The sequence below is a fragment of the Agromyces hippuratus genome (genome assembly GCF_013410355.1).
In the GTDB taxonomy this organism is placed as follows: domain Bacteria; phylum Actinomycetota; class Actinomycetes; order Actinomycetales; family Microbacteriaceae; genus Agromyces; species Agromyces hippuratus.
In genome coordinates this window covers 63958-87387 of the sequence record NZ_JACCFI010000001.1, presented here as the reverse complement: position 1 = coordinate 87387, position 23430 = coordinate 63958, and the positions used below count along the sequence as shown (strand labels likewise).

Annotated in this window: 19 protein-coding genes; 9 read left to right on the top strand and 10 right to left on the bottom strand. The window is 70.4% G+C overall.

Features of this window, described 5'->3' with window-relative positions:
* The first annotated feature begins 128 nt into the window (after positions 1–128).
* The 4 genes from metX (at position 129) to BJY17_RS00375 (ending at position 4502) form a co-directional block, all read left to right on the top strand.
* Entirely contained in the window at positions 129–1334 is a 1206-nt protein-coding gene (gene metX / locus BJY17_RS00390; RefSeq protein WP_179549624.1) for a homoserine O-acetyltransferase MetX, read from the top strand.
* A 101-nt stretch (positions 1335–1435) separates the two neighbouring features.
* Positions 1436–2593, top strand: a complete 1158-nt coding sequence (locus tag BJY17_RS00385; RefSeq protein WP_179549623.1) for a sensor histidine kinase — start codon at positions 1436–1438, stop codon at positions 2591–2593.
* Entirely contained in the window at positions 2590–3852 is a 1263-nt protein-coding gene (locus BJY17_RS00380; RefSeq protein ID WP_179549622.1) for a hypothetical protein, read from the top strand. Before BJY17_RS00385 ends, BJY17_RS00380 begins: the two co-directional genes overlap by 4 nt.
* On the top strand, positions 3852–4502 hold the full coding sequence (locus tag BJY17_RS00375) for a response regulator transcription factor (RefSeq protein WP_179549621.1): 651 nt from the start codon (positions 3852–3854) through the stop codon (positions 4500–4502). Before BJY17_RS00380 ends, BJY17_RS00375 begins: the two co-directional genes overlap by 1 nt.
* A gap of 24 nt (positions 4503–4526) precedes the next feature.
* Here the strand turns inward: BJY17_RS00375 and BJY17_RS00370 are convergent, their stop codons facing one another.
* The 3 genes from BJY17_RS00370 to BJY17_RS00360 are packed head-to-tail and all read right to left on the bottom strand — an operon-like array spanning position 4527 to position 7486.
* A complete protein-coding gene (locus BJY17_RS00370; RefSeq protein ID WP_179549620.1) occupies positions 4527–5801 on the bottom strand; it encodes an MFS transporter in 1275 nt (424 codons plus the stop codon).
* Positions 5802–5855: 54 nt separating this feature from the next.
* Positions 5856–6173, bottom strand: a complete 318-nt coding sequence (locus tag BJY17_RS00365) for a thiamine-binding protein (RefSeq protein ID WP_179549619.1) — start codon at positions 6171–6173, stop codon at positions 5856–5858.
* Positions 6174–6184: 11 nt separating this feature from the next.
* The gene (locus BJY17_RS00360) at positions 6185–7486 is read right to left on the bottom strand and encodes a glycosyltransferase 87 family protein (protein WP_179549618.1); all 1302 of its coding nucleotides are present in this window, start codon (positions 7484–7486) and stop codon (positions 6185–6187) included.
* 94 nt (positions 7487–7580) lie between these two features.
* Between BJY17_RS00360 and BJY17_RS00355 the strand changes: the two genes are divergently transcribed.
* From BJY17_RS00355 to BJY17_RS00345, 3 genes are all read left to right on the top strand, one after another.
* On the top strand, positions 7581–8408 hold the full coding sequence (locus BJY17_RS00355) for an ABC transporter substrate-binding protein (RefSeq protein ID WP_179549617.1): 828 nt from the start codon (positions 7581–7583) through the stop codon (positions 8406–8408).
* A gap of 94 nt (positions 8409–8502) precedes the next feature.
* The gene (locus BJY17_RS00350) at positions 8503–9381 is read left to right on the top strand and encodes an amino acid ABC transporter permease (RefSeq protein WP_179549616.1); all 879 of its coding nucleotides are present in this window, start codon (positions 8503–8505) and stop codon (positions 9379–9381) included.
* Positions 9378–10139, top strand: a complete 762-nt coding sequence (locus tag BJY17_RS00345) for an amino acid ABC transporter ATP-binding protein (protein ID WP_179549615.1) — start codon at positions 9378–9380, stop codon at positions 10137–10139. The genes BJY17_RS00350 and BJY17_RS00345 overlap by 4 nt, the downstream gene beginning before the upstream one ends.
* Positions 10140–10176: 37 nt before the next feature.
* Here the strand turns inward: BJY17_RS00345 and BJY17_RS00340 are convergent, their stop codons facing one another.
* Entirely contained in the window at positions 10177–11022 is an 846-nt protein-coding gene (locus BJY17_RS00340) for an ADP-dependent NAD(P)H-hydrate dehydratase (RefSeq protein WP_179549614.1), read from the bottom strand.
* A 23-nt stretch (positions 11023–11045) separates the two neighbouring features.
* On the opposite strand from BJY17_RS00340, the gene BJY17_RS00335 reads away from it, so the two are divergent.
* Complete coding sequence (locus BJY17_RS00335) at positions 11046–11684, top strand: HAD family hydrolase (protein WP_179549613.1); 639 nt, start codon at positions 11046–11048, stop codon at positions 11682–11684.
* A gap of 41 nt (positions 11685–11725) precedes the next feature.
* Here BJY17_RS00335 and BJY17_RS00330 read toward each other — a convergent pair whose 3' ends face one another.
* From BJY17_RS00330 to guaB1, 5 genes are all read right to left on the bottom strand, one after another.
* Positions 11726–12100, bottom strand: a complete 375-nt coding sequence (locus tag BJY17_RS00330) for a VOC family protein (RefSeq protein ID WP_179549612.1) — start codon at positions 12098–12100, stop codon at positions 11726–11728.
* 93 nt (positions 12101–12193) lie between these two features.
* Entirely contained in the window at positions 12194–13231 is a 1038-nt protein-coding gene (locus BJY17_RS00325) for a hemolysin family protein (protein ID WP_179549611.1), read from the bottom strand.
* Entirely contained in the window at positions 13228–14556 is a 1329-nt protein-coding gene (locus tag BJY17_RS00320) for a hemolysin family protein (RefSeq protein WP_179549610.1), read from the bottom strand. The genes BJY17_RS00325 and BJY17_RS00320 overlap by 4 nt, the downstream gene beginning before the upstream one ends.
* 657 nt (positions 14557–15213) lie before the next feature.
* Positions 15214–15648, bottom strand: coding sequence for an ArsR/SmtB family transcription factor (locus tag BJY17_RS00315; RefSeq protein ID WP_179549609.1), 435 nt, complete (start codon positions 15646–15648; stop codon positions 15214–15216).
* A gap of 69 nt (positions 15649–15717) precedes the next feature.
* Entirely contained in the window at positions 15718–17157 is a 1440-nt protein-coding gene (guaB1, locus tag BJY17_RS00310) for a GMP reductase (protein WP_179549608.1), read from the bottom strand.
* Positions 17158–17298: 141 nt separating this feature from the next.
* On the opposite strand from guaB1, the gene BJY17_RS00305 reads away from it, so the two are divergent.
* Positions 17299–21057, top strand: coding sequence for a multifunctional oxoglutarate decarboxylase/oxoglutarate dehydrogenase thiamine pyrophosphate-binding subunit/dihydrolipoyllysine-residue succinyltransferase subunit (locus tag BJY17_RS00305; protein WP_179549607.1), 3759 nt, complete (start codon positions 17299–17301; stop codon positions 21055–21057).
* A gap of 72 nt (positions 21058–21129) precedes the next feature.
* Here BJY17_RS00305 and BJY17_RS00300 read toward each other — a convergent pair whose 3' ends face one another.
* Positions 21130–23397 (bottom strand): MMPL family transporter, encoded by a 2268-nt coding sequence (locus BJY17_RS00300; RefSeq protein ID WP_179549606.1) that lies wholly within the window; start codon positions 23395–23397, stop codon positions 21130–21132.
* Positions 23398–23430 lie beyond the last annotated feature (33 nt).

The following is a 23430-nucleotide window of genomic DNA, read 5'->3' as shown; positions in this document are numbered from 1 at the left end:
CGGCATCCGTCGTTCTCGGCAGCGCCGACCGTCCGACCGCCCACGTTCCACGAGGAGTCCGCGACCGCAACCGGTGGCGCCGGCGTAACAATGCACGGCAGGTCGCCCGGCTCGGGAAGAATCGAAGCATGGACTGGCAGACGACGGCCGATGCGGTGCCCGCGAGCATCGTCACCGAGGCGCGCGCCGCGTCGCTGGCCGGCCGCGCCCCCGCCACCGGCGCCTGGCGCGAAGGCGACGCCGTCGGCGACCGCCGGTTCGTGAACATCGGCGATGTGGCCCTCGAGTCCGGCCGGGTGCTGCCCTCCACCCGAATCGCCTACGAGCAGTGGGGCACGCTCTCCCCCGCGCGCGACAACGCGATCCTCGTGCTGCACGCACTGACGGGCGACAGCCATGTGGTCGGGCCGGCCGGCCCCGCGCACCCGAGTGCCGGCTGGTGGCCCGGCATCGTCGGCCCCGGCCTCGCGATCGACACCGACCGCTGGTTCGTCGTCGCACCGAACGTGCTCGGCGGGTGCCAGGGCTCGACCGGGCCCGCCTCCCTCGCACCCGACCGCGCCGAATGGGGCATCCGGTTCCCCTTCCTCACGATCCGCGACCAGGTGCGCGCGCAGATCGCGTTCGCCCGCGAGCTCGGCATCGAGCGCTTCGCCGCGGTCGTCGGAGGCTCGATGGGCGCCATGCACGTGCTCGAATGGGCGATCATAGCCCCCGACGCGGTCGAGCGCATCGCGGTGCTCGCGGCACCGGCCGCGACCTCGGCCGACCAGATCGCCCTGAACTCCGTGCAGATCGAGGCGATCCGCACCGACCCGGCGTTCCGCGGCGGTGCGTTCTACGACGCACCCGACGGCGACGGCCCGACCCGAGGGCTCGCGCTCGCCCGGCGCATGGCGATGCTGAACTACCGCACCGCGAGCGAGCTCAACCAGCGGTTCGCCCGCAGTTGGCAGTCGGATCTCGACCCGCTCGGCGGCGACGGCCGGTTCGCCGTCGAGTCCTACCTCGACTTCCACGGCAACAAGTTCACGCGGCGCTTCGACGCCAACAGCTACATCGTGCTCACGCAGGCGATGAACTCGCACGACATCGGGCGCGGTCGCGGCGGCGTGTCGGCGGCGCTCGCAGCCGTCGAGGCGCGCAGCCTCGTGCTCGGCATCGACAGCGACCGCTACTTCCCCCTCGCCGGCCAGGCGGAGATCGCCGCCGGACTGCCCGGCAGCGTGCACGGGGCGTCACCCGTCGTCGTGTCCTCCGAGTACGGCCACGACGCGTTCCTCATCGAGGACGACGCCATCGCTGCCGCGCTCGGCGGGTTGCTCGCCGCCTGAGCGACTGCCGATGCCACGACCTCCCCGGACCGGGCGGACTCCGCTACCCTTCGAATGACGGTGTGTGATCCCATGGCCGCCGACCACGCCGAGGGGGTGTCATGAAACGCATCCACAAGGAACGCGACCGACTGCTCCGCACGCTCGCGCGGGTCTCCGGGCTGAGCGGCGCGGTCGGGTCGTTCCTGTGCCTGCTCCTGCCCGGTGCCTCGACCGGCCTCGAGCTCCTGCTCTCGGCGGTGCTCAGTGCCGGCGCCATCGTCTTCATCACGCTGCACACCGCCCGCGGCGCGATCGCACCCGCCCTGGGCGCGGTCGCCTGCTCGATCGGTCTCATCAGCGTGCTCGGCGCCGCTCCCGTGATCGATCCCGTCGCCGCCGCCGCGATGGCCGTGACCGCGTCGGTGACGGCCGCTTCGGTCGCGATCACGATCATCGTGCGTCCCGACGGGCCCTTCATCGTGCTCGGCCTCGTGGCGGCCGTGCTCATCGCCGTCGGGGTCGTCGCGATCACGGGCCATTCGATGCAGGTCGTGGCCATCGGCACCCTCATGGGCTGGGCGGCCAACGCCACGATCGGCATCTGGCTCGACCGGTCGATCGCCGCCGCCGCCGACCGCATCCACGAGGTCGGCCGGGCCCACGAGGCCGAGCGCCTCGCGAGCGAACTCGAGTCGCAGCAGCGCCAGGACGCCCGGGTGCTGCACGACACCGTGCTCGCGACGCTGAGCCTGCTCGCCCACTCGGGCGTCGGCGTCGGCGCCGGTGCGCTTCGGCAGCAGGCCGGTGACGACGCGCGCCTGCTCAAGCAGTTGCGACTGGGCGCGCCCCTCGACCGCGGCTCGACCGCGGTCTTCTCCCCCGAGGCCGACGACGACAGCCTCGGTGTGACCTTCGAGTCGGTGCGCCAGCGGTTCGCCCGCATGGGTCTCGACGTGAACTGGCACGGTGCCGGCCGGCTCGCGCTGCCTCGCGACACCCTCGACGCGCTGCTCGGCGCGCTCGGCGAGTGCCTCGAGAACGTACGCCGTCATTCCGGCGTCAGTGCGGCGGATGTCACCGTCAGCGACGACGAGCGCACGGTCCGTGCGATGGTCACCGACGCCGGTTCCGGCTTCGAGCCGGCCGCGGTCGACGGTGCCCGACTCGGATACTCGGAGTCCGTCGTCGGCCGGCTCAGCATGGTCGGCGGTCGCGCCCGGATCTTCTCCTCCCCCGGCTCGGGCACGACCGTGATGCTCGAGGTGCCGAAGCCATGAGCGACGCGCAGATCCCGACGACCACGCTCGGACGCCAGTTCCGGCGGCCGAGCCGGTCGGCACGCGCTGCGGGCGACGTGCGCGAGAGCCACGGCGGCCGGCGTCTGGCCACCGGCATCACGATCGCATCGGCCTTCATCATCACCGGGCACCTCGCGCACGCCGTGATGCTGGCACCGCTCTTCCCGCCCGGGCCAGGGCCCTGGGCGGCCTGGCCCGCCCTCGCCGGCGTCGTCGCCATCGGCGTGGTCTCCCGACTCGTCTCGCGCAACACCCCCCTGCCCGATGTGCTCTACGTCGTGCTGCTCATCGCGCTCGTCGTGCCGGTCTGGCTCGACGTGACCGCGTCGATGGGGTTGCTCCACCTCGGCGTCACGCCGACCGCGGCAGCCGCGGCAGGGGCCGTGCTCATGCCCGTGGCCGCGATCCGGGGCACCCGCATCCCGATGCTGGTGGCGAGCCTGATCGGCGCGGTCATCGCGGGCTCGGCGCTCCTCCAGGTCGCCACGGCCGGCCACTACACGGTCACCGGACTCGCCGTCGCGGCGACCACGGTGCTGCCGATGGTCGTCGCCGTGATCGCGATCCGCGGGTTCCGCAGGCTCATCCGGCGCGAACTCGACCTCTCCCTCGTGCAGAGCACGGTCGCGACGCCTCGCACCGCGGTCGGCATGCGCGCCTCCGAAGAACTCGCCCAACTCGACTTCGACGCCGAGTCGCTCCTCGACGAGGTCGGCTCGGGGCGCATCGCGATCCCCCTCCCGGCCGAAGCGGCCGAGCGCGCGGGCGACCTCGCCGCCCGACTCCGCGTGCGGCTCATCGAGGGCCGCAACGACACGTGGCTCCGGCATGCCGTCACCGAGTCGGCGTACCTCAGCAACCGGGTCACGGTCGACGATCCCGGCGGGCTCGCCGGCGTGCTCGCACCCGACCAGCGCGACGGACTGCTGCTCGCGCTGTGGTTCCTCGTGGGCGAGCAGTCGAAGGGCACCGCCGAGCTCGCCGCGCACGTCACGTGTCGCGAGCCGGATGCCGCCTCCGACCCGCGATCGCCCGATGTGCACCTCTCGATCGACGTCTCCGGTGTCGTTCAACGTCGCGTCGATCCCGCAACTTGGGATGCACTCGGTACAGTCGGTACACACGATGTCGTTGCGGGGCCCGATTCATTCCGGATCGACATCGACTGCCGGGTCGACCCGAACGTCTCGGCAGGCGTTACGGCCGTCCGTGGGGCGGCCCGTCAAAGGGGAAGCTGATGGCTGAGACTGCTCCACCGATCCGCCTCGCGATCGTCGACGACCACCGGATGCTGCTGGGGGCGCTCTCCGAGTGGATCCGCACCGCGGCCCCCGACATCGAGCTCCTCGCGGCGGTGCCGTCGTGGTCCGAGCTCCTCGCCCACCCCGAGTTCCCGGTCGACGTCGTCCTCCTCGATCTCGACCTGCGCGACAACATCCCCATCTCGTTGAAGCTGTCGATGCTGAAGTCGGCCGGCGTGCAGACCATGCTGATGAGCACCTACTCCGAGCCGACCGTCGTTCGCGAGGCCCTCGGTTCGGGGGCGCTCGGCTACCTCGTGAAGTCGGAGCCCGTCGAGACCATCATCGAGGCCATCCGTGCCGCGCGGCTCGGCGAGTCGTACCTGACGCCCGAACTCGAACTGGCACTCACCGCAGAGGGCTCGTCGCCGAAGCTCTCGGCGCAGGAGCGGCGCGTGATGGCGCTCTACGGCGCCGGCCAGCCGGTCAAGGCGGTGGCGTTCCAGCTCGGCATCTCCGAGGAGACGGCGAAGAGCTACCTCAAGCGCATCCGCGAGAAGTACCGGGCTGCGGGGTACGACGTGGGCACCAAGGTGGCGCTGCGCAAGCGCGCCATCCTCGACGGAATCCTGCTGCAGTCCGACTGAGTCGCGCTCCGAGCCGGACTCCGGTCACGACTCGACGGCGTGCATCGCGCCCGTCGCATACGGCACCGTGACGCCGCGACGCACGCGCGAGCGGTCGAGTGCGAACGAGACGGCGGCGAGCAATGCCCCGGCGACGGTGAGCAGGAGCCCGATCCAGATCGGGGCGACGTAGCCGAGCCCGCCGGCGATCGCGATGCCGCCGAGCAGGGCACCGAGGCTGTTGCCGATGTTCAGCGCGGAGTGGTTCAGCGCCGCGGCGATCGACTGGCTGTCGCGTGCGACGTCCATGAGGCGGGCCTGGATGGTCGGCGAGAGGGCAGCGGATGCCGCGCCGACGAGCAGCACGCCCGTGAACAGGCCGATCGGGCTCGACGCGGTGAAGCCGAGCAGCACGAGGGCGCCCGCGAGCACGGTGAAGAACAGGTACATCGAGCGGCGGACGCTCCAGTCGGCCAGCCGACCGCCCGCGAGGTTTCCGATGGTCATGCCGACCCCGATCGCGACGAGCACGACGGGCACGAGTTCTTGGGGCAGTCCCGTCACCTCGGTGGCGAGCGGGGCGACGTAGCTGAAGACCGCGAAGAGCCCGCCGAATCCGACCGCGCCGATGCCGAGGGCGAACCACACCTGCGCCCGGGTGAACGCCTTCAGCTCGCGCTTCATCGTCGCTCCGGGGTCGCCCGCCTGCCACGGCACGGCGATGAGCACCGCGACGAAGGTGAGAGCGAAGATCGCCGCCACGGCGAGGTAGGCGGTGCGCCATCCGGCGAGCTGTCCGAGCCAGGTGATCGCGGGTACCCCGATGACGTTCGCGATCGTGAGGCCCGAGAGCACGAGTGCGACCCCTCGCGCCCGCTTGCCGGGGCCCATGAGGCTCGCGGCGACGAGCGAGGCGATGCCGAAGTAGGCGCCGTGCGGCAGGGCGGAGACGAAGCGCGCGACGAGCACGAGTTCGAAGCTCGGCAGCACGGCCGACGCGATCGTGCCGATCGTGAAGGCGGTGAGCAGCGCGAGCAGCAGCCGCTTCCGTGGCCAGCGCGCGGCCGCGGCCGCGATCGTGGGCGCGCCGACGACGACGCCGAGGGCGTATGCCGAGATGATCCACCCGGCGTTCGCGTTCGCCGCGGCGGTCGACTGCGCCGAGAGCTCCGGCAGCAGGTCGAGGGCGATGTTCGGCAGCAGGCCCATGGCGACGAACTCGGTCGAGCCGATGCCGAAGCCGCCGAGGGCGAGCGCGAGGAGCGCGAAACGGATGCGGGCCGGCGACAATGTCGTCGGCCCGTCGTTGGGGAGGGTCACCCGACGATTCTCGCACAGAAGGTCGAATCGATTCGATGGCGGTGCCCCACGCCGTCACTCGCCGGCGTCGAGCCCGTCCATCGCCGTCTCGAGTCGCTCGAGCTTGCCCTCGAGCTCGCCGACGTATCCCGGGCGGATGTCGGCCTTCAGCACGAGCGAGACCCGAGAGCCGTACTCGCCGACGGCCTCGGTCGCGCGGCGCACGACGTCGAAGACCTCGTCCCAGTCCCCCTCGATCGTCGTGAACATCGAGTCAGTGCGATTCGGCAGGCCCGACTCCCGCACGATGCGCACCGCCGCGGCGACGGCATCGTGCACCGAACCGTCGCTCCTGCCCGTGCCGCTCGGCGCGACTGAGAATGCCACCAGCATGTTCGTCTCCTTCAGTTGTCGTCGAGGTCCATTGTGCTGCGCACGGCATCGGCCTCATGCGCGAGCGATCGCGGCGATCGCGGCGATCCGAGCCTCCAGGTCGAGCGGATGCCCCAGACGAGCAGCACCACGAGCAGCAGCGACTTGGCCGTCAGCAGGAGCACGAAGGCCGGGTCGGCGATGAGGAGCCACCCGTACCAGTACGGGTAGATGATGTGCGTGATGAGCGCGATCGATGCGGCGACGAGCGCCGGCACCGCGAACCGCGCCGGGCGGAAGACGAGTCCGAGGATCACCGGAGCCGCGAGCCACGTGACGAACTGGGGCGAGCCGACCTTGTTCGCCAGCATGAGCACCACGACGAACGACAGTGCGAGCGGCGGCAGCAGGCGTCCGAACGCGGCGCCGCGGCGCACGGCTCGGATGCCGACGAGCACGACGACGAGCACCCCGATCGCCATCAGCGGAGTGGTCAGTGCCGCCGCGGCATCCGCACCGGGCCCATCGATCTGGAAGGTGAGGATCTGGCGGTCGTAGACGATGCGCACCGCCTTCGAGCCCGCGACGATCTGCCAGAGCCAGGCGACCGCGAGCGGCGCCTCGATCTGCAGCCCGCGGCCGGCCTGCTCCGCGATGAAGCCGATCGCGTTCGCGCCCGATCCGGCGAGGAGGCTCACCGCGAGGATGCCGACGCTGAGCGACAGCGCGACGGTGAGCACCTCGAATCGCCGACGCGCCGCGATCACGAGCGCGGCGACGAGGGCCGCGGGCCAGACCTTGATCCAGGCGCCGATCGTGAGCAGCACGGCGGCGACGCGTGGTCGACCGGCCGCCCACAGCAGGCCGGTGATCGCGAACGGCACTGTGATCGCATCGATGCGGCCGAAGGCGATGGGGCCGAGCAGGGCGAGGAATCCGAGCCACCACCAGGCCGCGATGCGGCGCGGGCGCGAGAGCCTCGCGCGGCCGATGAGCACGCCGAACGCGATGGCGTTCAGCACGGTCACGATGGCGAGCCAGGTCTGCGCGTACCACTCAGAACCGAGCGCGAGCGCGGCGGCCATCGGCGCGAAGGCGAGGATCGGATACACCCACGGCGCGTCGATGCCCATGCGGAGCCAGCCGTGCGCGGCGTTCTCGGCCCACAGCCGGTAGACGGCGGTCACGTCGCCGAGCGGGTAGCCGACGGCCGTCAGGTTCAGGCAGATGAGCGCGGCGTGCACGAGGGCGAAGCCCGTCCAGAGGGCCGCCCGGGTGCCGAGGAACCGGCGGATGCGGTGAGCGGATGCCTCGCGCTGCGCCCCGTCCGTCATGGCGACGAGCCTAGCCGAGCGTCACATTCCGCCACGCGCTCCTCCACAGTCGGTGGCATCCGCGATGCTGGAGGCACACCGTATGGAGGCCACCATGACCCGACGCACGATCACCGCGATCATCATCGCGGCATCCGCCACCCTCGCTCTCGCCGGGTGCTCCGGCGGCTCGGGCGACGCCTCGGGCGGCGACTACGTGACCGAGGGCAAGTTCACGATCGCGACCGGCGAGCCGGCGTACTACCCGTGGGTGCTCGACGACGACCCCGAGTCGGGCGAGGGCTTCGAAGCCGCGGTGGCCTACGCCGTGGCCGACGAGCTCGGCTTCTCGGACGACGACGTCGTCTGGGTGCGCTCGACCTTCGAGCAGGCGATCGCACCCGGGCCGAAGGACTTCGACATCAACCTGCAGCAGTTCTCGATCACCGACGAGCGCGAGCAGAACGTCGACTTCTCGTCGCCGTACTACGAGACCACGCAGGTCGTCATCACGGTCGACTCCTCGCCGGCGGCCTCGGCCACCTCGATCGCCGATCTGAAAGACCTCCTCGTCGGCGCGCAGACCGGCACCACGAGCTTCGACGCCGTCGAAGAGGTCATCGCGCCGACCGCCGGCGCCCAGGTGTTCAACACCAACGACGACGCCAAGCTCGCCCTGCAGAGCGGCACGGTCGACGCGATCGTCGTCGACCTGCCGACGGCGTTCTACCTCACGGGCGTCGAGCTCGACGGCGGCAAGATCATCGGCCAGCTTCCGGCGACCGCCGGTGGCGGCGACGCGTTCGGTCTCGTGCTCGCCAAGGACTCGCCGCTCACGGCCGACGTCACGGCGGCCGTCGATGCGCTTCGCGAGCGCGGCACCCTCGACGAGCTCGCCGCCGAATGGCTGGGCGGCGAGGGCGGCGCGCCCGTCCTCGAGTGAGGCCGGCGTTCCGAACGACACCGGTGTTCCGAACCACGACACTGTTCCAGCGACGGATGGCGCGGCATCCGCCGACCGCCGATAGCGTGAGCTCGTGACCGACACGACCGACGCCCGAGATGCGGCGCCCACGTGGCAGCCGAGCGCCATCGAGCTCGAGCGGCGCGCGTTCCGGAAACGCCAGACGGGCCGCTCGGTGCTCGTGAGCGCACTCTCGACGATCGTGCTGGCTGGCCTGCTCGCATGGGCCTTCATCGGCTCGCCGGGGTGGGCGGAGGTGCAGCAGACCTTCTTCGACCCGACCGTCGCGATCGCGTCGCTCCCCCGTATCCTCGAGGGCCTCTGGCTGAACATCCAGGTGCTCGTCGCCGCGAGCATCGGCGTCGTGATCGTCGCCCTGCTGCTGGCCTCGATGCGCACGCTCCGCGGTCCGGTGTTCTTCCCGTTGCGGGCACTCGCGGCCGGTTACACGGATCTGTTCCGCGGCATGCCGCTGATCATCGTGCTCTACCTCATCGGCTACGGCGTACCGGGGCTCGAATTCTTCCCGCGCATGCCGGTCGCGGTCCTCGGCACGATCGCCCTCATCCTCACCTACTCGGCCTACGTGTCCGAGGTGTTCCGCTCCGGCATCGAGGCCGTGCACCCCTCGCAGCGCCTCGCCGCCCGGTCGCTCGGCCTCAGCCACGCACAGACCATGCGGCGCATCGTGCTGCCGCAGGCCTTCCGCAAGGTGACGCCGGCACTCATGAACGACTTCGTCGCCATGCAGAAGGACGTCGGCCTCATCTCGGTGCTCGGCGCGGTCGACGCCGTGCGGGCGGCGCAGATCGAGACGGCGCACTACTTCAACTTCACGCCCTACGTCGTGGCCGGCCTGCTGTTCGTGCTGCTCGCCTGGCCGATGATCCGGCTCACCGACTGGCTGTCGGCGCGCATGCGGGCACGCGAGCAGGTCGGGAGCATCGTATGACCGCGCCATCCGCTTCGGTCGCCGAGCCGTTGCTGCGCCTCCGCGGCGTTCGCCGCGCATTCGGCGACCACGTCGTGCTCGACGGCATCGACCTCGATGTCTCGGCCCACGAGGTCGTCGCGCTGGTCGGGGCGAGCGGCTCGGGCAAGTCGACGCTCCTGCGCACGATCAACCTCATCGAGCGCGTCGACGACGGCGAGATCTTCCTGCGCGGGCAGGACGTCAGCGACCCGCGCGTCGACGCCGATGGCGTGCGGGCCCGCATCGGGGTCGTCTTCCAGGCCTACAACCTCTTCCCGCACCTCAGCGTGCTCGACAACGTGACGCTCGCCTCGCGGCTCGTGCACCGCGTGCCCCGCGCCGAGGCCGAGCGTCGCGGGCTCGAGCTGCTCGCGTCGATCGGGCTGGCCGACTTCGCCCGCGCATTCCCCGACCGGCTGTCGGGGGGCCAGCAGCAACGCGCCGCGATCGTGCGAGCGATCGCGACCGAGCCCGAACTGCTCCTGCTCGACGAGGTCACGAGCGCCCTCGACCCCGAGCTCGTCGGCGAGGTGCTCGCCCTCGTGCGCTCGCTCGCCGACGGCGGCACGACGATCGTGATGGCCACGCACGAGATGGCGTTCGCACGCGAGGTCGCCGACCGCGTCGTCTTCCTCGACGCCGGCCGCATCATCGAAGACGCCCCGGCGCGGCAGTTCTTCGAGTCGCCGCGCGAAGAGCGCACCCGGGAGTTCCTCGCGAGGTTCCTGGCCGGCTGAGCGGACGTCGCACCGCCGGGCGGTGCTGCCGAGCGTCTCAGTGCGCGAGGAGCGCGCCGATGACGGGCGGGATCGCCTCGGCGATGTCGAGCGCCGTGATCGGCCCGCCGTCGACCGCGGCCGTCGCGCGACTCGCTGCCTCGCCGTGCACCCATGCGGCCGTCGCCGCGAGCGCGCTCAGCACCCCGGCATCGGTCGCGAGCCGCTCGTGGTGCGTGGCGACGAGCGCTCCGAGAATGCCGCCGAGCACATCGCCCGTGCCCGCCGAGGCGAGCCAGTGCGTCGGTGCCGTGACCGTGTAGCGCTCACCGTCGGGGTCGCAGACGTGGGTCACCGCACCCTTCAGCAGCACGGCGACGCCGAGCTCCTTCGCCGCCCTGAGCGCCCACTCGGCCGGAGCCGCTCGCACCTGCGCGATGCTCGTGTCGATCTCGCGCGAGGCGAGCAGGGCCGCGAGCTCCCTGGCGTGCGGCGTGATCACCGTGGGTGCCGTGTGCGTGCCGACGAGGTCGAGCGCACCGGCGTCGAGCACGACCGGCAGACCGGACGCGAGCGACCCCTGCAGGTCGCCGAGCAGCATGAACGAGCGGCGGCCCATGTCGATGCCCGACCCCACCAGCCAGGCCTGCACGCGACCCGGCGCGGTGACGGTCTCAGGTCGGCGTGCGAGCACCGCCGTGCGCACCGCACGCGGGCCGGTGTAGCGCACCATGCCGAGGCCGGCACGGTGGGCGGCCTCGACGGCGAGCACCGCCGCGCCCGGGTACTCGGGCGAGCCGGCGACGATGCCGAGCACGCCGCGCGAGTACTTGTCGTCATCGGCGACCGGCGCGACGATCCATTCAGCCGCGTCGGCTGCGGTCCACTCCTGCCATGTGTCCATGCTCCAACGATAGGTTGAGGAGGATGACTCCCACTGTTCCCGCACCGATCAGCCTCGCTCCCCGCGTCGTCGTGTTCGACTACGGCGAGGTCATCTCGCGCGAGCCGACCGCCGCCGACCGTGCCGCCCTCGTCGACCGGGCGGGCGCCACTGCCGACGCCGAGCCGTTCTGGGCGTCGTACTGGGCGCACCGCCTCGGCCTCGACCGCGGTACGACCTCGATCGCCGAATACTGGCAGGCCGTCGCGCACGACCTCGGCACCGACTGGAGCCCGATCGACGTGCACGAGCTCTGGGCGCTCGATCACCGCGGGTGGCTCTCGATCGACCCCGGCACGCTCGGCGTCCTGCACGCCCTCGCCGCGGGTGGCACACGACTCGCGCTCCTCTCGAACGCCGGCGCGGACTTCTCGGGCTGGCTGCGGCACGGCTCCTTCGCGCCGCTCTTCGAGCGCGTGTTCGTCAGCGGCGAGCTGGGCCTCGTCAAGCCCGACGCCGAGATCTACGAGCACGTCATCGACGAGCTCGGCATCGCGGCATCCGACTTCGTCTTCATCGACAACAAGGCCGAGAACGTCGAGGGCGCGAAGGCGGTCGGCGGCGACGGGCACGTCTTCACGGATGCCGCAGCACTCGAGTCCTGGCTTCGAACCCTCGCCTGACCTGCCGGCGGGCCGGCGGCTGGGCGGGCGGGCGGGCGGGGTCAGGTCCGCTGGCCGATGGCGAGGATGTTGCCCTCGCTGTCGGTGAACCACGCCGATCGCTCGCCGCCGAGGTCGGCGACGCCGTCGACGGTCTTCAATCCCGGCATGTCGTAGTCGGCGAACTCGACGCCGCGAGACCGGAGCTCCGACATCGCCGACTCGAGGTCGTCGGTGTCGATGCCGAATGCGGTGTTCTTCGCGGTGCCGGCGAACTGCGTCTCGTAGACGAGCACGCGCGAGCCCCCGATCTCGAAGAGCACCCCGGTCTCGTCGGTCATGACCGGGTCGAGGTCGAAGGTGTCCTTCCAGTAGCGGACGGCCCGTTCGAGGTCGGATGCCGGAAGGATCGAATAGGCGCGCGCAGACTCAAACATGACGCAACCTCACTTTCGTGACTGCTGCGGAGTCTACGCGCGCCGTCCGGCGGCGGGCAGTCCCCCATATGGGAGACCACCGCGCCGCTCGGCTCAGCCGCGTCGGGTGGCGTCCTGCACCTCGCCGACGAGCTCCTCGATGATGTCCTCGAGGAAGATGACACCGGTCGTCGTGCCGTCCTCGTCGAACGCCCGCGCCACGTGCGTGCCGAGGCGGCGCATCGTCGAGAGAGCGTCTTCGAGGTCGGTGCCCGCGTAGATCGACACGAGGCGACGCACGCGCTTGGCCGGGATCGGGTCGTCGAACTCGTCGTCGTCGAGGTCGATCACGTCCTTCAGGTGCACGTAGCCGTCGGGTTCCCCCGACTCGTCGAGGATCGGATAGCGCGAGAACCCGCGACGGGCGACCGCGCGCTCGACGTCGGTCGGCGTCGCACCGGGCGGCAGGCTGACGAGCGAATCGAGCGGCACCGCGACATCCTGCACCCGCTTGGTCGTGAACTCGAATGCGGCGGTGAGCGTGCCGCTCGCGTCATCGAGCACGCCCTCGCGTCGCGACTGGTGCACGATCGTCTGCACCTCCTCGAGCGTGAAGGTCGACGCCGCCTCGCTCTTCGGCTCGACACCGAAGAGGCGCAGCACACCGTTCGCGACCGCATTGAGCGCCACGATGATCGGCCGGAAGATGCGCGCGATGAAGACCAGCGGCGGCGCGAGCAGCAGCACCGCGCGCTCGGGCAACGAGAACGAGAGGTTCTTCGGCACCATCTCGCCGAACACGACGTGCAGGTACGACACGAGCACGAGCGTCACGATGAACGCGATCGTCGAGACGACCTCGACCGGCCATCCGGTGAGGTGCAGCGGCACCTCGAGCAGGTGGTGGATCGCCGGCTCCGACACGTTCAGGATCAGGAGCGAGCAGATCGTGATGCCGAGCTGGCTCATGGCGAGCATGAGCGTCGCGTGCTCCATGGCCCAGAGCGCGGTCTTGGCGCTGCGCTTGCCCTGCTCCGCGAGCGGCTCGATCTGCGATCGCCGCGCCGAGATGACCGCGAACTCCGCGCCGACGAAGAAGGCGTTGGCGATGAGCAGCACGATCAGCCAGGCGATGCCGGCCCAGTCGCTCATCGTTCTCCCCCGTCGAGGTCGTCGGCTTCGGGCAGCGGGTTCGGCACGAACCGCACGCGGTCGATGCGACGCCCGTCGAGTCGTTGCACGACGAGCGTGCCGTCGTCGATGAGCACCTCGTCACCGACCGCGGGCAGTCGCCCGAGTTCGGCCATGACGAATCCGGCCACGGTCTCGTAGTCTCCGTTCTCCGGCACCCGGATGCCGGTGCGCTCGAGCAGTTCGTCGGGTCGCAGGATTCCGGGGAAGCTCACGTCGTCGCCGCGGCGGACGATTCCGGCCCGCGTGCGGTCGTGCTCGTCGGAGACCTCGCCGACGAGCTCTTCGACGAGGTCTTCGAGGGTGGCGACGCCCGCGGTGCCGCCGTACTCGTCGACGACGACGGCCATCTGGTAGCCGCGCCCGCGGAGCTCTTCGAGAAGGGAGTCGAGCTTCATCGTCTCGGGCACGCGGAGCGCGTCGGACTGCAGCGCCGACGCCGGCACCTCCGAGCGCTTCTCCCGCGGCACCGCAACGGCCTGCTTGACGTGCACGAGGCCCACGACGTCGTCGAGGTTCTCGTCGTACACCGGGAAGCGGGAGTACCCGGTCGTGCGTGCAAGTTCGAGCACGGCCTCGGCCGGCTCCTGGCGCTGCACCGCGGCGACCCTCGGGCGCGGCGTCATGACGTCGGATGCATCGTGGTCGGCGAAGCGCAGGGTGCGGCCGAGCAGGGTCGCGGTGTCCTGCTCCAGCATTCCCGCACTCGCCGAACGGCGCACGAGCGACGAGAGCTCCTCGGCCGATCGGGCGCCCGAGAGCTCCTCCTTCGGCTCGATGCCGAAGGCTCGGATGATGCCGTTCGCGCTGCCGTTCAGCAGCGAGATCGCCGGGCGGAACACCCAGGTGAACGCCGTCTGGAACGGCATCACGAGCTTCGCGGTCGCGAGCGGGAGTGCGAGTGCGAAGTTCTTGGGCACGAGTTCGCCGACGACCATCGACAGGAGCGTGGCCACGACGACCGCGGTGATCGTGCCGACGGGGCGCACGAACGCCTCGGGCACGCCGATCGCGGTCAGCGGCCCCGCGAGGAGCGACGAGATCGCCGGCTCCATCGTGTATCCGGTGAGCAGCGTGGTCAGCGTGATGCCGAGCTGCGCACTCGACAGGTGCGTCGAGGTGATCTTCAGCGCCGAGATGGTGAGCGCAAGCTTCGTCTCACCCCTCGCGCGCCGTGCTTCGAGGTCGGCCCGATCGAGATTGACGAGGGCGAACTCGCTGGCGACGAACAAGCCCGTGCCGATCGTGAGGAGGAGCCCGATGCCGAGGAGGATCCACTCAGACATCGCCACCTCCGCGAGCAGTCACGGGCGGGGGTCTATGACCGGGGGCAGTGGCAGAGGGAGGATCGTCCATTGTCGCCTCAGTATATCGGCGCGTTCTGCACGATCCCCCAGCTGTAACCGGAGCGTCACACACCCTCGTGCAGCCCGCCGCACCGCACCGCACCGCACCGCACCGCACCGCACCGCACCGCACCGCACCGCACCGCACCGCACCGCACCGCACCGCACCGCACCGCACCGCACCGCACCGCACCGCACCGCACCGCACCGCACCGCACCGCAAATGATTGTGCGGTGCACACCCTGAACAAGTGTTCACCCGCCCCGAACGATGTCCCGAATCGTCATGTGAGGAACGCCTCACATGAGGCAGAACTGACATGACGAATGAGGCGAGGCCAGGCGAGTAAAACAAGACAAGACAAGACAAGAAAGACAAAAAACAAGACAAAACAAAACACATCACGGCGATCACGAGTCTCGAACGCCGCTCAGCAGCGCACCAGCGCAGCAGCTCGACGACTCACCTACTCAGCTCACCAGCGCAGCAGCGCAGCAGCGCAGCAGGCGCACCAGCAGCAGCACAGAAGCTCGACAACTCCACTCACCAGCGCAGCAGGCTCAGCGGGCTCAGCGGGCTCAGCGGGCTCAGCGGGCTCAGTGCGAGCGTTCGGCCGCGTCGTCGTCGCCCCACTCCCGCTTCAACCGCTCGCGCCGGCGTACGGCCGCGTCCTCCCAACGATGGAGGCGCGCCCTCGTGCGCGGCGGATCGACCAGCGGCGCCCGGCGCTGCGCTGTGCCGTAGCGATGATCCCAGAGGTCGAAGAGCTCGCAGACGGCGTCGTCGAGCCGCATCAGGAACCCGGGGTCGAGGAAGTAGCGTCTGGCCCGCGGCTCAGCGGGGTCGACATCCGACCAGACGACGCCTCGGTCTCGCAGCGCCGCCAGATGGTGCGAGACTGCGGTTCGCGAGACCCCGGCCTCGACGGCCACGACATCGCAGAGCTCACCCGCAGTGTGATCGCCCACCGCGAGCACCTCGATGATGCGCCGACGAATCGGCTGAGCCACGATCTCGAACGCATGCGTCATGGCACCGCAGCGTAATCGCGCCGATGACGTGCTCATCGGCGTCTTCCACAGCCCTGCGCGCGACGAGGTTCACCAGCTGACCGGCAGCGCCTTGCCCTCTTCGTATCCCGCGGCCGACTGGATGCCGACGAGCGCCCGGTCGCGGAACTCCTCGAGCGTGCGCGCGCCGGCGTACGTGAACGAGCTGCGCACCCCCGAGGTGATCATGTCGAGCAGGTCCTCCAGGGAGGGTCGCAGCGGATCGAGCGAGATCGCCGACGAGGAGATGCCCTCGGCGAACAGCTCCTTGCGCGCGAGCTCGTACGGCGAGAGGCGGTCGAAGCGCTCGCGCACGGCCTTCGTCGACGCCATGCCCCAGCTCTCCTTGTACAGGCGACCGGATGCATCGTGCCGCAGCAGGCCCGGGGCCTCGATCGTGCCCGCGAACCACGAGCCGATCATGACCGAGGCCGCCCCGGCGGCGAGCGCGAGCGCGACGTCGCGCGGGTAGCGCACCCCGCCGTCGGCCCACACGGCGGCACCGAGCTCGCGCGCGGCCTCCGCCGTCTCGAGCACCGCGGAGAACTGCGGGCGACCGACCGCGGTCATCATGCGGGTCGTGCACATCGCGCCGGGACCGACGCCCACCTTCAGCACGTCCGCGCCGGCCTCGACGAGGTCGGCGACCGCGTCGGCGGTCACGATGTTGCCGGCGACGATCGGGATGCCGAGATCGAGATCGCGCACGATCGACACGGCCCGGAGCATGCCCTCCTGGTGCCCGTGGGCGGTGTCGATGACGAGCATGTCGACGCCCGCGGCGGCGAGCGCCGTCGCCTTCGCCGCAACATCGCCGTTGATGCCGACCGCGGCGGCGACCCTGAGCCGCCCGTCGGCGTCGACGTTCGGCTCGTAGATCGTGCCGCGCAACGCGCTCCGCCGACTGAGCGTGCCGACGACACGCCCGTGCTCGACCACCGGGGCGAACTCGAGGTCGGCCTCGACCATCAGGTCGAACGCCCGGCGCGGCGTCGACACGTCGTCGGCGTCGAGGGAGGCGAGCCCGCCGTGCACGAGGTCGCCGAGGCGAGCGTCGGGCAGGGCCGTTGCAAGGCGATCGGCGGGGATGCATCCGACGTACTCGCCCCGGGCGTCGTGCAGCACGATGCCGTGGCCCGCGATCGGCGGCAGCACCTCGAGTGCGTCGGCGGCCGTGGCATCCGGACTGAAGTCGTGCGGGGTGTCGAATCGCGGGGACTGCGCCTTGACCGTGCGGATCGCCTCGTCGAGATCCTGCAGATGCAGGTCCTGCGGCAGCACGCCGAGCCCGCCGCGCCGAGCGAGGGTCGCGGCCAGTCGCGGGCCGGTGATCGAGTTCATGTTCGCCGACACGAGCGGGATGGAGGCGCCCGACCCGTCATCGGGTGCGAGCGAGACGTCGAGGCGGCTCGTGACGGCGGAACGACTCGGAACGAGGAACACGTCCGAGTAGGTGAGGTCGTGGCTGGGTGTCGTCCGGTAGAACTCCATGCCGCCACGCTACCGCCGTGCCGTGCTCACGGCTCCATTCAGGGGATTAGGCTGGGAGGCGGTGATTCGTCATGCCCGCGCGTATGGCGAGACCGCGAAGCAGGTAATTCCAGCATCAATGGAGAGAGTGGGCGAGAGGCTGTGTCGAGCCAATTGACCGGGTCGGGATCCGACGAGACGACGTCGGGCGAATACGGAGCCAACGAATGGCTCGTCGACGAGATGTACGAGAAGTTCCTCGTCGATCCCCAATCGGTCGACAAGACCTGGTGGCCGGTGCTCGAGCACTACCGCCAGGTGAAGACCGAGGGCGGAGACCCGTCGACGACCGCACCGACGACGGATGCCGCCGCGCCGGCGCCTGAAGCCGCCCCGGCCGCACCTGCGGAGACCGCGACCCCAGCGGCACCGCCCGCCGCGCCGTCGACTGCCCCGGTGCCCGTCATCGGGCAGACGCCCGCCGCGCGCACGACGTCGGTCGCCCCCCGCACGCAGCCCGTACCGGCCGATGTGCCCGTCACGAGCCCGCAGCCGGTCGTGGCCGAAGCCCCCAAGGAAGACGAGGTCGTCACCCTCAAGGGCATGCCGAAGTCGCTCGCGGCCAACATGGACGCCTCGCTCACCGTGCCGACCGCGACCAGCGTCCGCACGATCCCGGCGAAGCTCATGATCGACAACCGCATCGTGATCAACAACCACCTGCGGCGTTCGCGCGGCGGCAAGATCTCGTTCACCCACCTCATCGGCTGGGCGCTCATCCAGGCACTCAAGGAGTTCCCGAGCCAGAACGTCTACTACGCCGAGCCCGACGGCAAGCCGAGCCTCGTCAAGCCCGCCCACATCGGCCTCGGCATCGCGATCGACATCCCGAAGCCCGACGGCACCCGTGCCCTGCTCGTGCCCGCGATCAAGCGCGCCGAGACGATGACGTTCAACGAGTACCTCGCGGCCTATGAAGACCTCGTGCAGCGGGCCCGCCAGAACAAGCTGAAGGCCGACGACTTCTCCGGCGCCACCGTCTCGCTGACCAACCCCGGCGGCATCGGCACCGTGCACTCGGTCCCCCGCCTCATGAAGGGCCAGGGCTGCATCATCGGCGCCGGCGCCCTCGAGTACCCCGCCGAATTCCAGGGCGCATCCGAGAAGACGCTCGCGCACCTCGCGATCGGCAAGACGATCACGCTGACCTCCACGTACGACCACCGCGTCATCCAGGGCGCCGGCTCGGGCGAGTTCCTGAAGAAGGTGCACGAGCTCCTCCTCGGCCAGCGCGGCTTCTACGAGAACCTCTTCGCCGCGCTCCGCCTCCCGTACGAGCCGATCCGATGGGCGCCCGACATCTCGGTCGACATCGCGAGCGCGATCGACAAGACCGCTCGCGTGCAGGAGCTCATCAACGCCTTCCGCGTGCGCGGGCACCTGATGGCCGACATCGACCCGCTCGAGTACGTGCAGCGCTCGCACCCCGACCTCGACATCGCGAGCCACGGCCTGACCTTCTGGGACCTCGACCGCGAGTTCGTCACCGGCGGGTTCGGCGACACGCGCACCGCGCAGCTCCGCGACATCCTCGGGGTGCTCCGCGACTCGTACTGCCGCACCATCGGCATCGAGTACATGCACATCCAGGACCCCGTGCAGCGCAAGTGGATCCAGAACGAGGTCGAGCGCAGCTACGAGAAGCCGACGCACGACGAGCAGATGCGCATCCTCGGCAAGCTCAACGAGGCCGAGGCCTTCGAGACCTTCCTGCAGACGAAGTACGTCGGCCAGAAGCGCTTCAGCCTCGAGGGCGGCGAGTCCGTCATCCCGCTGCTCGACGAGATCCTGCAGGGCGCCGCGAAGGAGGGCCTCGACGAGGTCGCCATCGGCATGGCGCACCGCGGCCGCCTGAACGTGCTCACGAACATCGCCGGCAAGACGTACGGCCAGGTGTTCCGCGAGTTCGAGGGCACCCAGCAGTCGAAGGGCTTCTCGGGTTCGGGTGACGTCAAGTACCACCTCGGCACCCAGGGCACCTTCACCGCAGACGACGGCCACCAGATCCCCGTCTCGCTCGCGGCGAACCCCTCGCACCTCGAGGCGGTCGACGGCGTGCTCGAGGGCATCGTGCGCGCCAAGCAGGACCGGAAGCCGATCGGCACGTTCTCGACGCTGCCGATCCTCGTGCACGGCGACGCGGCGATGGCCGGACAGGGCGTCGTGCTCGAGACCATGCAGATGTCGCAACTGCGCGGCTACCGCACGGGCGGCACGATCCACATCGTCGTCAACAACCAGGTCGGCTTCACGACGGTACCGGGCGACGCGCGCTCGTCGATCTACTCGACGGATGTCGCGAAGACCATCCAGGCGCCGATCTTCCACGTGAACGGCGACGACCCCGAGGCCGTCGTGCGCGTGGCCGAGCTCGCCTTCCGCTACCGCCAGGAGTTCAAGCGCGACGTCGTCATCGACCTCGTCTGCTTCCGCCGTCGCGGCCACAACGAGGGCGACGACCCCTCGATGACCCAGCCCCTCATGTACAACCTCATCGAGGCGAAGCGCTCCGTGCGCAAGCTCTACACCGAGGCCCTCGTCGGCCGCGGCGACATCACCGAGGTGGAGTACGAGGAGGCGCACCGCGACTTCCAGGACCGCCTGGAACGCGCATTCGCCGAGACGCACGCCGCGCAGACCGGGGCCATCCCGATCATCGGCGCGACCGAGTCGGCCAAGCCCGAGGAGCCCGCCGCGGGCGAGCTCGAGACCACCGGCGTCTCGACCGAGGTCGTGCACGCCATCGGCGACGCGTTCAACAACAAGCCGTCCGGCTTCACCGTGCACCCGAAGATCCAGCAGCTGCTGACGAAGCGCCTCGACATGAGCCGCAACGGCAAGGTCGACTGGGGCTTCGGCGAGCTGCTCGCCCTCGGTTCGCTCCTCCTCGAGGGCACCCCGGTGCGCTTCGCCGGCCAGGACGCCCGCCGCGGCACGTTCGTGCAGCGCCACGCCGTGCTGCACGATCGGGTCAACGGCCAGGAATGGCTGCCGCTGCAGAACCTCTCCGAGAACCAGGCCCGGTTCTGGATCTACGACTCGCTGCTCTCCGAGTACGCGGCGATGGGCTTCGAGTACGGCTACTCCGTCGAGCGGGCCGACGCACTCGTGATGTGGGAGGCGCAGTTCGGCGACTTCGCCAACGGCGCCCAGACCATCATCGACGAGTTCATCTCGTCGGCCGAGCAGAAGTGGGGTCAGCGCTCGAGCGTCGTGCTCCTGCTGCCGCACGGCTACGAGGGTCAGGGACCCGACCACTCGAGCGCCCGCATCGAGCGGTACCTGCAGCTCTGCGCCGAGAACAACATGACCGTCGCACGCCCCTCGACGCCCGCGTCGTACTTCCACCTGCTGCGCCGCCAGGCCTACGCACGGCCGCGCCGACCACTGGTCGTGTTCACGCCGAAGGCCATGCTGCGTCTGCGCGGCGCCACGAGCGAGGTCGCCGACTTCACGAGCGGCCGCTTCGAGCCGGTCATCGATGATGCCCGCATCACCGACAAGGCCGCCGTCAAGCGCGTCGTGTTCGTCTCGGGCAAGATCTACTACGACCTGATCACCGAACTCGAGAAGCAGCAGAACACCGAGATCGCGGTCGTGCGCCTCGAGCAGCTCTACCCGCTGCCCGCCGGCGAGCTGAAGGCCGTCGCCGACTCGTACCCGAACGCCGAACTGATGTGGGCGCAGGACGAGCCCGAGAACCAGGGCGCCTGGCCGTACTTCATCATCGAGACGAACAAGCTCGGCGACCGCCCGGTGCGGGTCGTCGCGCGAACCGCAGCGGCATCGCCCGCCACCGGTTCCGCGAAGCGGCACGCCGCCGAGCAGGCCGAGCTCGTGCGCAACGCGACCACGCTCTGACGCCGTAGCACGAAACGAACGAAGCGAGCGGATGCCCCGGGGCATCCGCTCGCCTCGTTCGTTGCCTCCTGCTCAGGCCTTGCCGCGCCCGAGTCGGCTCGGCCACCAGATGGCGCGCCCGATGTCGTACGCGAGCGCGGGCACCAGCAGCGTGCGCACGAGGAACGTGTCGAGCAGCACGCCGAACGCGACGATGAACGAGATCTGCGCGAGGAACAGGATCGGCAGCACGCCGAGCGCCGCGAACGTCGCTGCGAGCACCAGCCCTGCTGAGGTGATCACGCCGCCGGTGAGCCGCACACCCCGGATGATGCCGGAGCGCGTGCCGAACTGCAGGGATTCCTCGCGCACCCGGGTCATCAGGAAGATGTTGTAGTCGACGCCGAGGGCGACGAGGAACACGAATCCGAAGAGCGGCACCGACGGGTCCGCCCCGGGGAAGTGGAACACGTGCTCGAACACGAGGGCCGAGACCCCGAGCGCCGCCGCGAACGAGAGCACCACGCTGCCGATCAGGATGAGCGGCGCCACGATGGACCGCAGCAGGAGCATCAGGATCACGAGGATCGCGGCGAGCACGAGCGGGATCACGAGGGTGCGGTCGGCGATCGCCGCCGCGTTCGTGTCGAGTGCGACCGCGGTCTGGCCGCCGACGAGCACGTCGGTGCCGACCTCGTCGAGGTTGGAGCGGAGTTGCTCGACGGTCGCCTCGGCCTCGAGCGAGTCCGACGGGTCGGTGAGGGTCACCTGCAACTGCACCTCGCCGTCGACGACGGTCGGCGCGGGCGCGGGCGTTCCGGGCGGGCCGAAGGCCTCGATGCCATCGCTCGTGACCGGCGCGGTACCGGCCGGCGAGTCGGCGCTGACCACGGCGACGGAGTCGACGCCCGCCGTGTCGAGCGCGACATCCGCCATCTGCTGCAGCTCGTCCTCCGGGCCGATGACGATCGCCGGCGTGCCCGATCCCGCCGGGAAGTGCTCGCCGAGCATCGCCTGGCCGTCGCGCGCCTGCGACTCGCCCAGGACGAACTCGCTCGAGGCGACGCCGTCGGCGTCGAGCTGAGCGAGCCCGAGCGACATGGCGCCGAGCGCCAGCACCGACACGATCCAGACGGTGCGCGGACGCTTCGAGACGAGTCGACCGACGCCCGCCCAGATACCGCGATCGGGCAGGTCCGCCTCGTCGGGCGCCGACGCGTCGATGACGCCTGCGGCATGGCGGGCGTGCACCTCGCCAGCGTCGCCGACGTGGGCGACCTTCCTCGGCCAGAAGGCCGCGCGACCCGCCCAGAGGAGCAGCGCGGGCAGGAGCGTCAGCGCGGCGAGCACGGCGAAGACGATGCCGATCGCCGCGACCGGCCCGAGCACCTTGTTCGACGTGAGCTCGCTCACGAGCAGGATCAGGAGCCCGACGATGACGGTGCCGCCCGAGGCCACGATCGGCTCCCACGAGCCCTTCAGTGCCGCCCAGGTGGCGTCCCACTTGCGCTCGTGCTGTGCGAGTGTCTCGCGATACCGCGAGATGTAGAGCAGCGCGTAGTCGGTGGCGGCACCGATCACGAGGATGAACAGGATGCCCTGGGTCTGCCCCGAGAGCAGGAGGATGTCGGCGCGTGCGAGTGCCACGACCGTGAAGACCGAGGCGCACAGCGCCGTCAGGCTCGTGAAGAGCACGATGAACGGGAGCAGTGGCGAGCGATACACCACGATGAGGATGAGGAAGACCGCGGCGAGGGCGACGGCGAGCAGGAGGCCGTCGATTCCGCTGAACGCGGCGGAGAGGTCGGCGGTGAAGCCGGCGGGACCGGTGACGGCCGCCGTCGTGCCGTCGACGGGGTTCTCCGTCAGCACGGCGCGCACCTCCGCGACGATCTCGGCCGGCTTCTCGCCGCCCTCCACCTTCTCGATCGGCAGGATCATCTGCACGGCGACGCCGTCGTCCGACGGCAGCACCGGGGACGCGCCCTCGGCGTTCACCCCGTCGACCGCGAGCAGTTCGTCCCTGAGGTCGTCGATCTCCGCGAGCTGGTCGGCGTCGAGCTGCTCGTCGCCGGCGATCACGACGATCGCCGGGATGTCGTCGGAGTCGCGGAACCCCTCCTGCAGCTCGGTCACCTCGGTGGCCTCGGCCGACGCGGGCAGGAACTGGGCCTGGTCGTTCGTCGAGACGTCGCTCAGCGAACCGAACGCGGCGCCTCCGGCACCGAACAGTGCGAACCAGATCAGGATGAGGGCGGCGGGAATGGTGACGCGCAGCCACGTGGGCACGCGTCTCTTCGGCGTTCGGTCGGAGTTGTCGATCACAGCCTCGACGCTACGGCTCGATGGAATCGCCCGCATCGAACGAACGATTGAGAGCCGGTGCGCCGCACA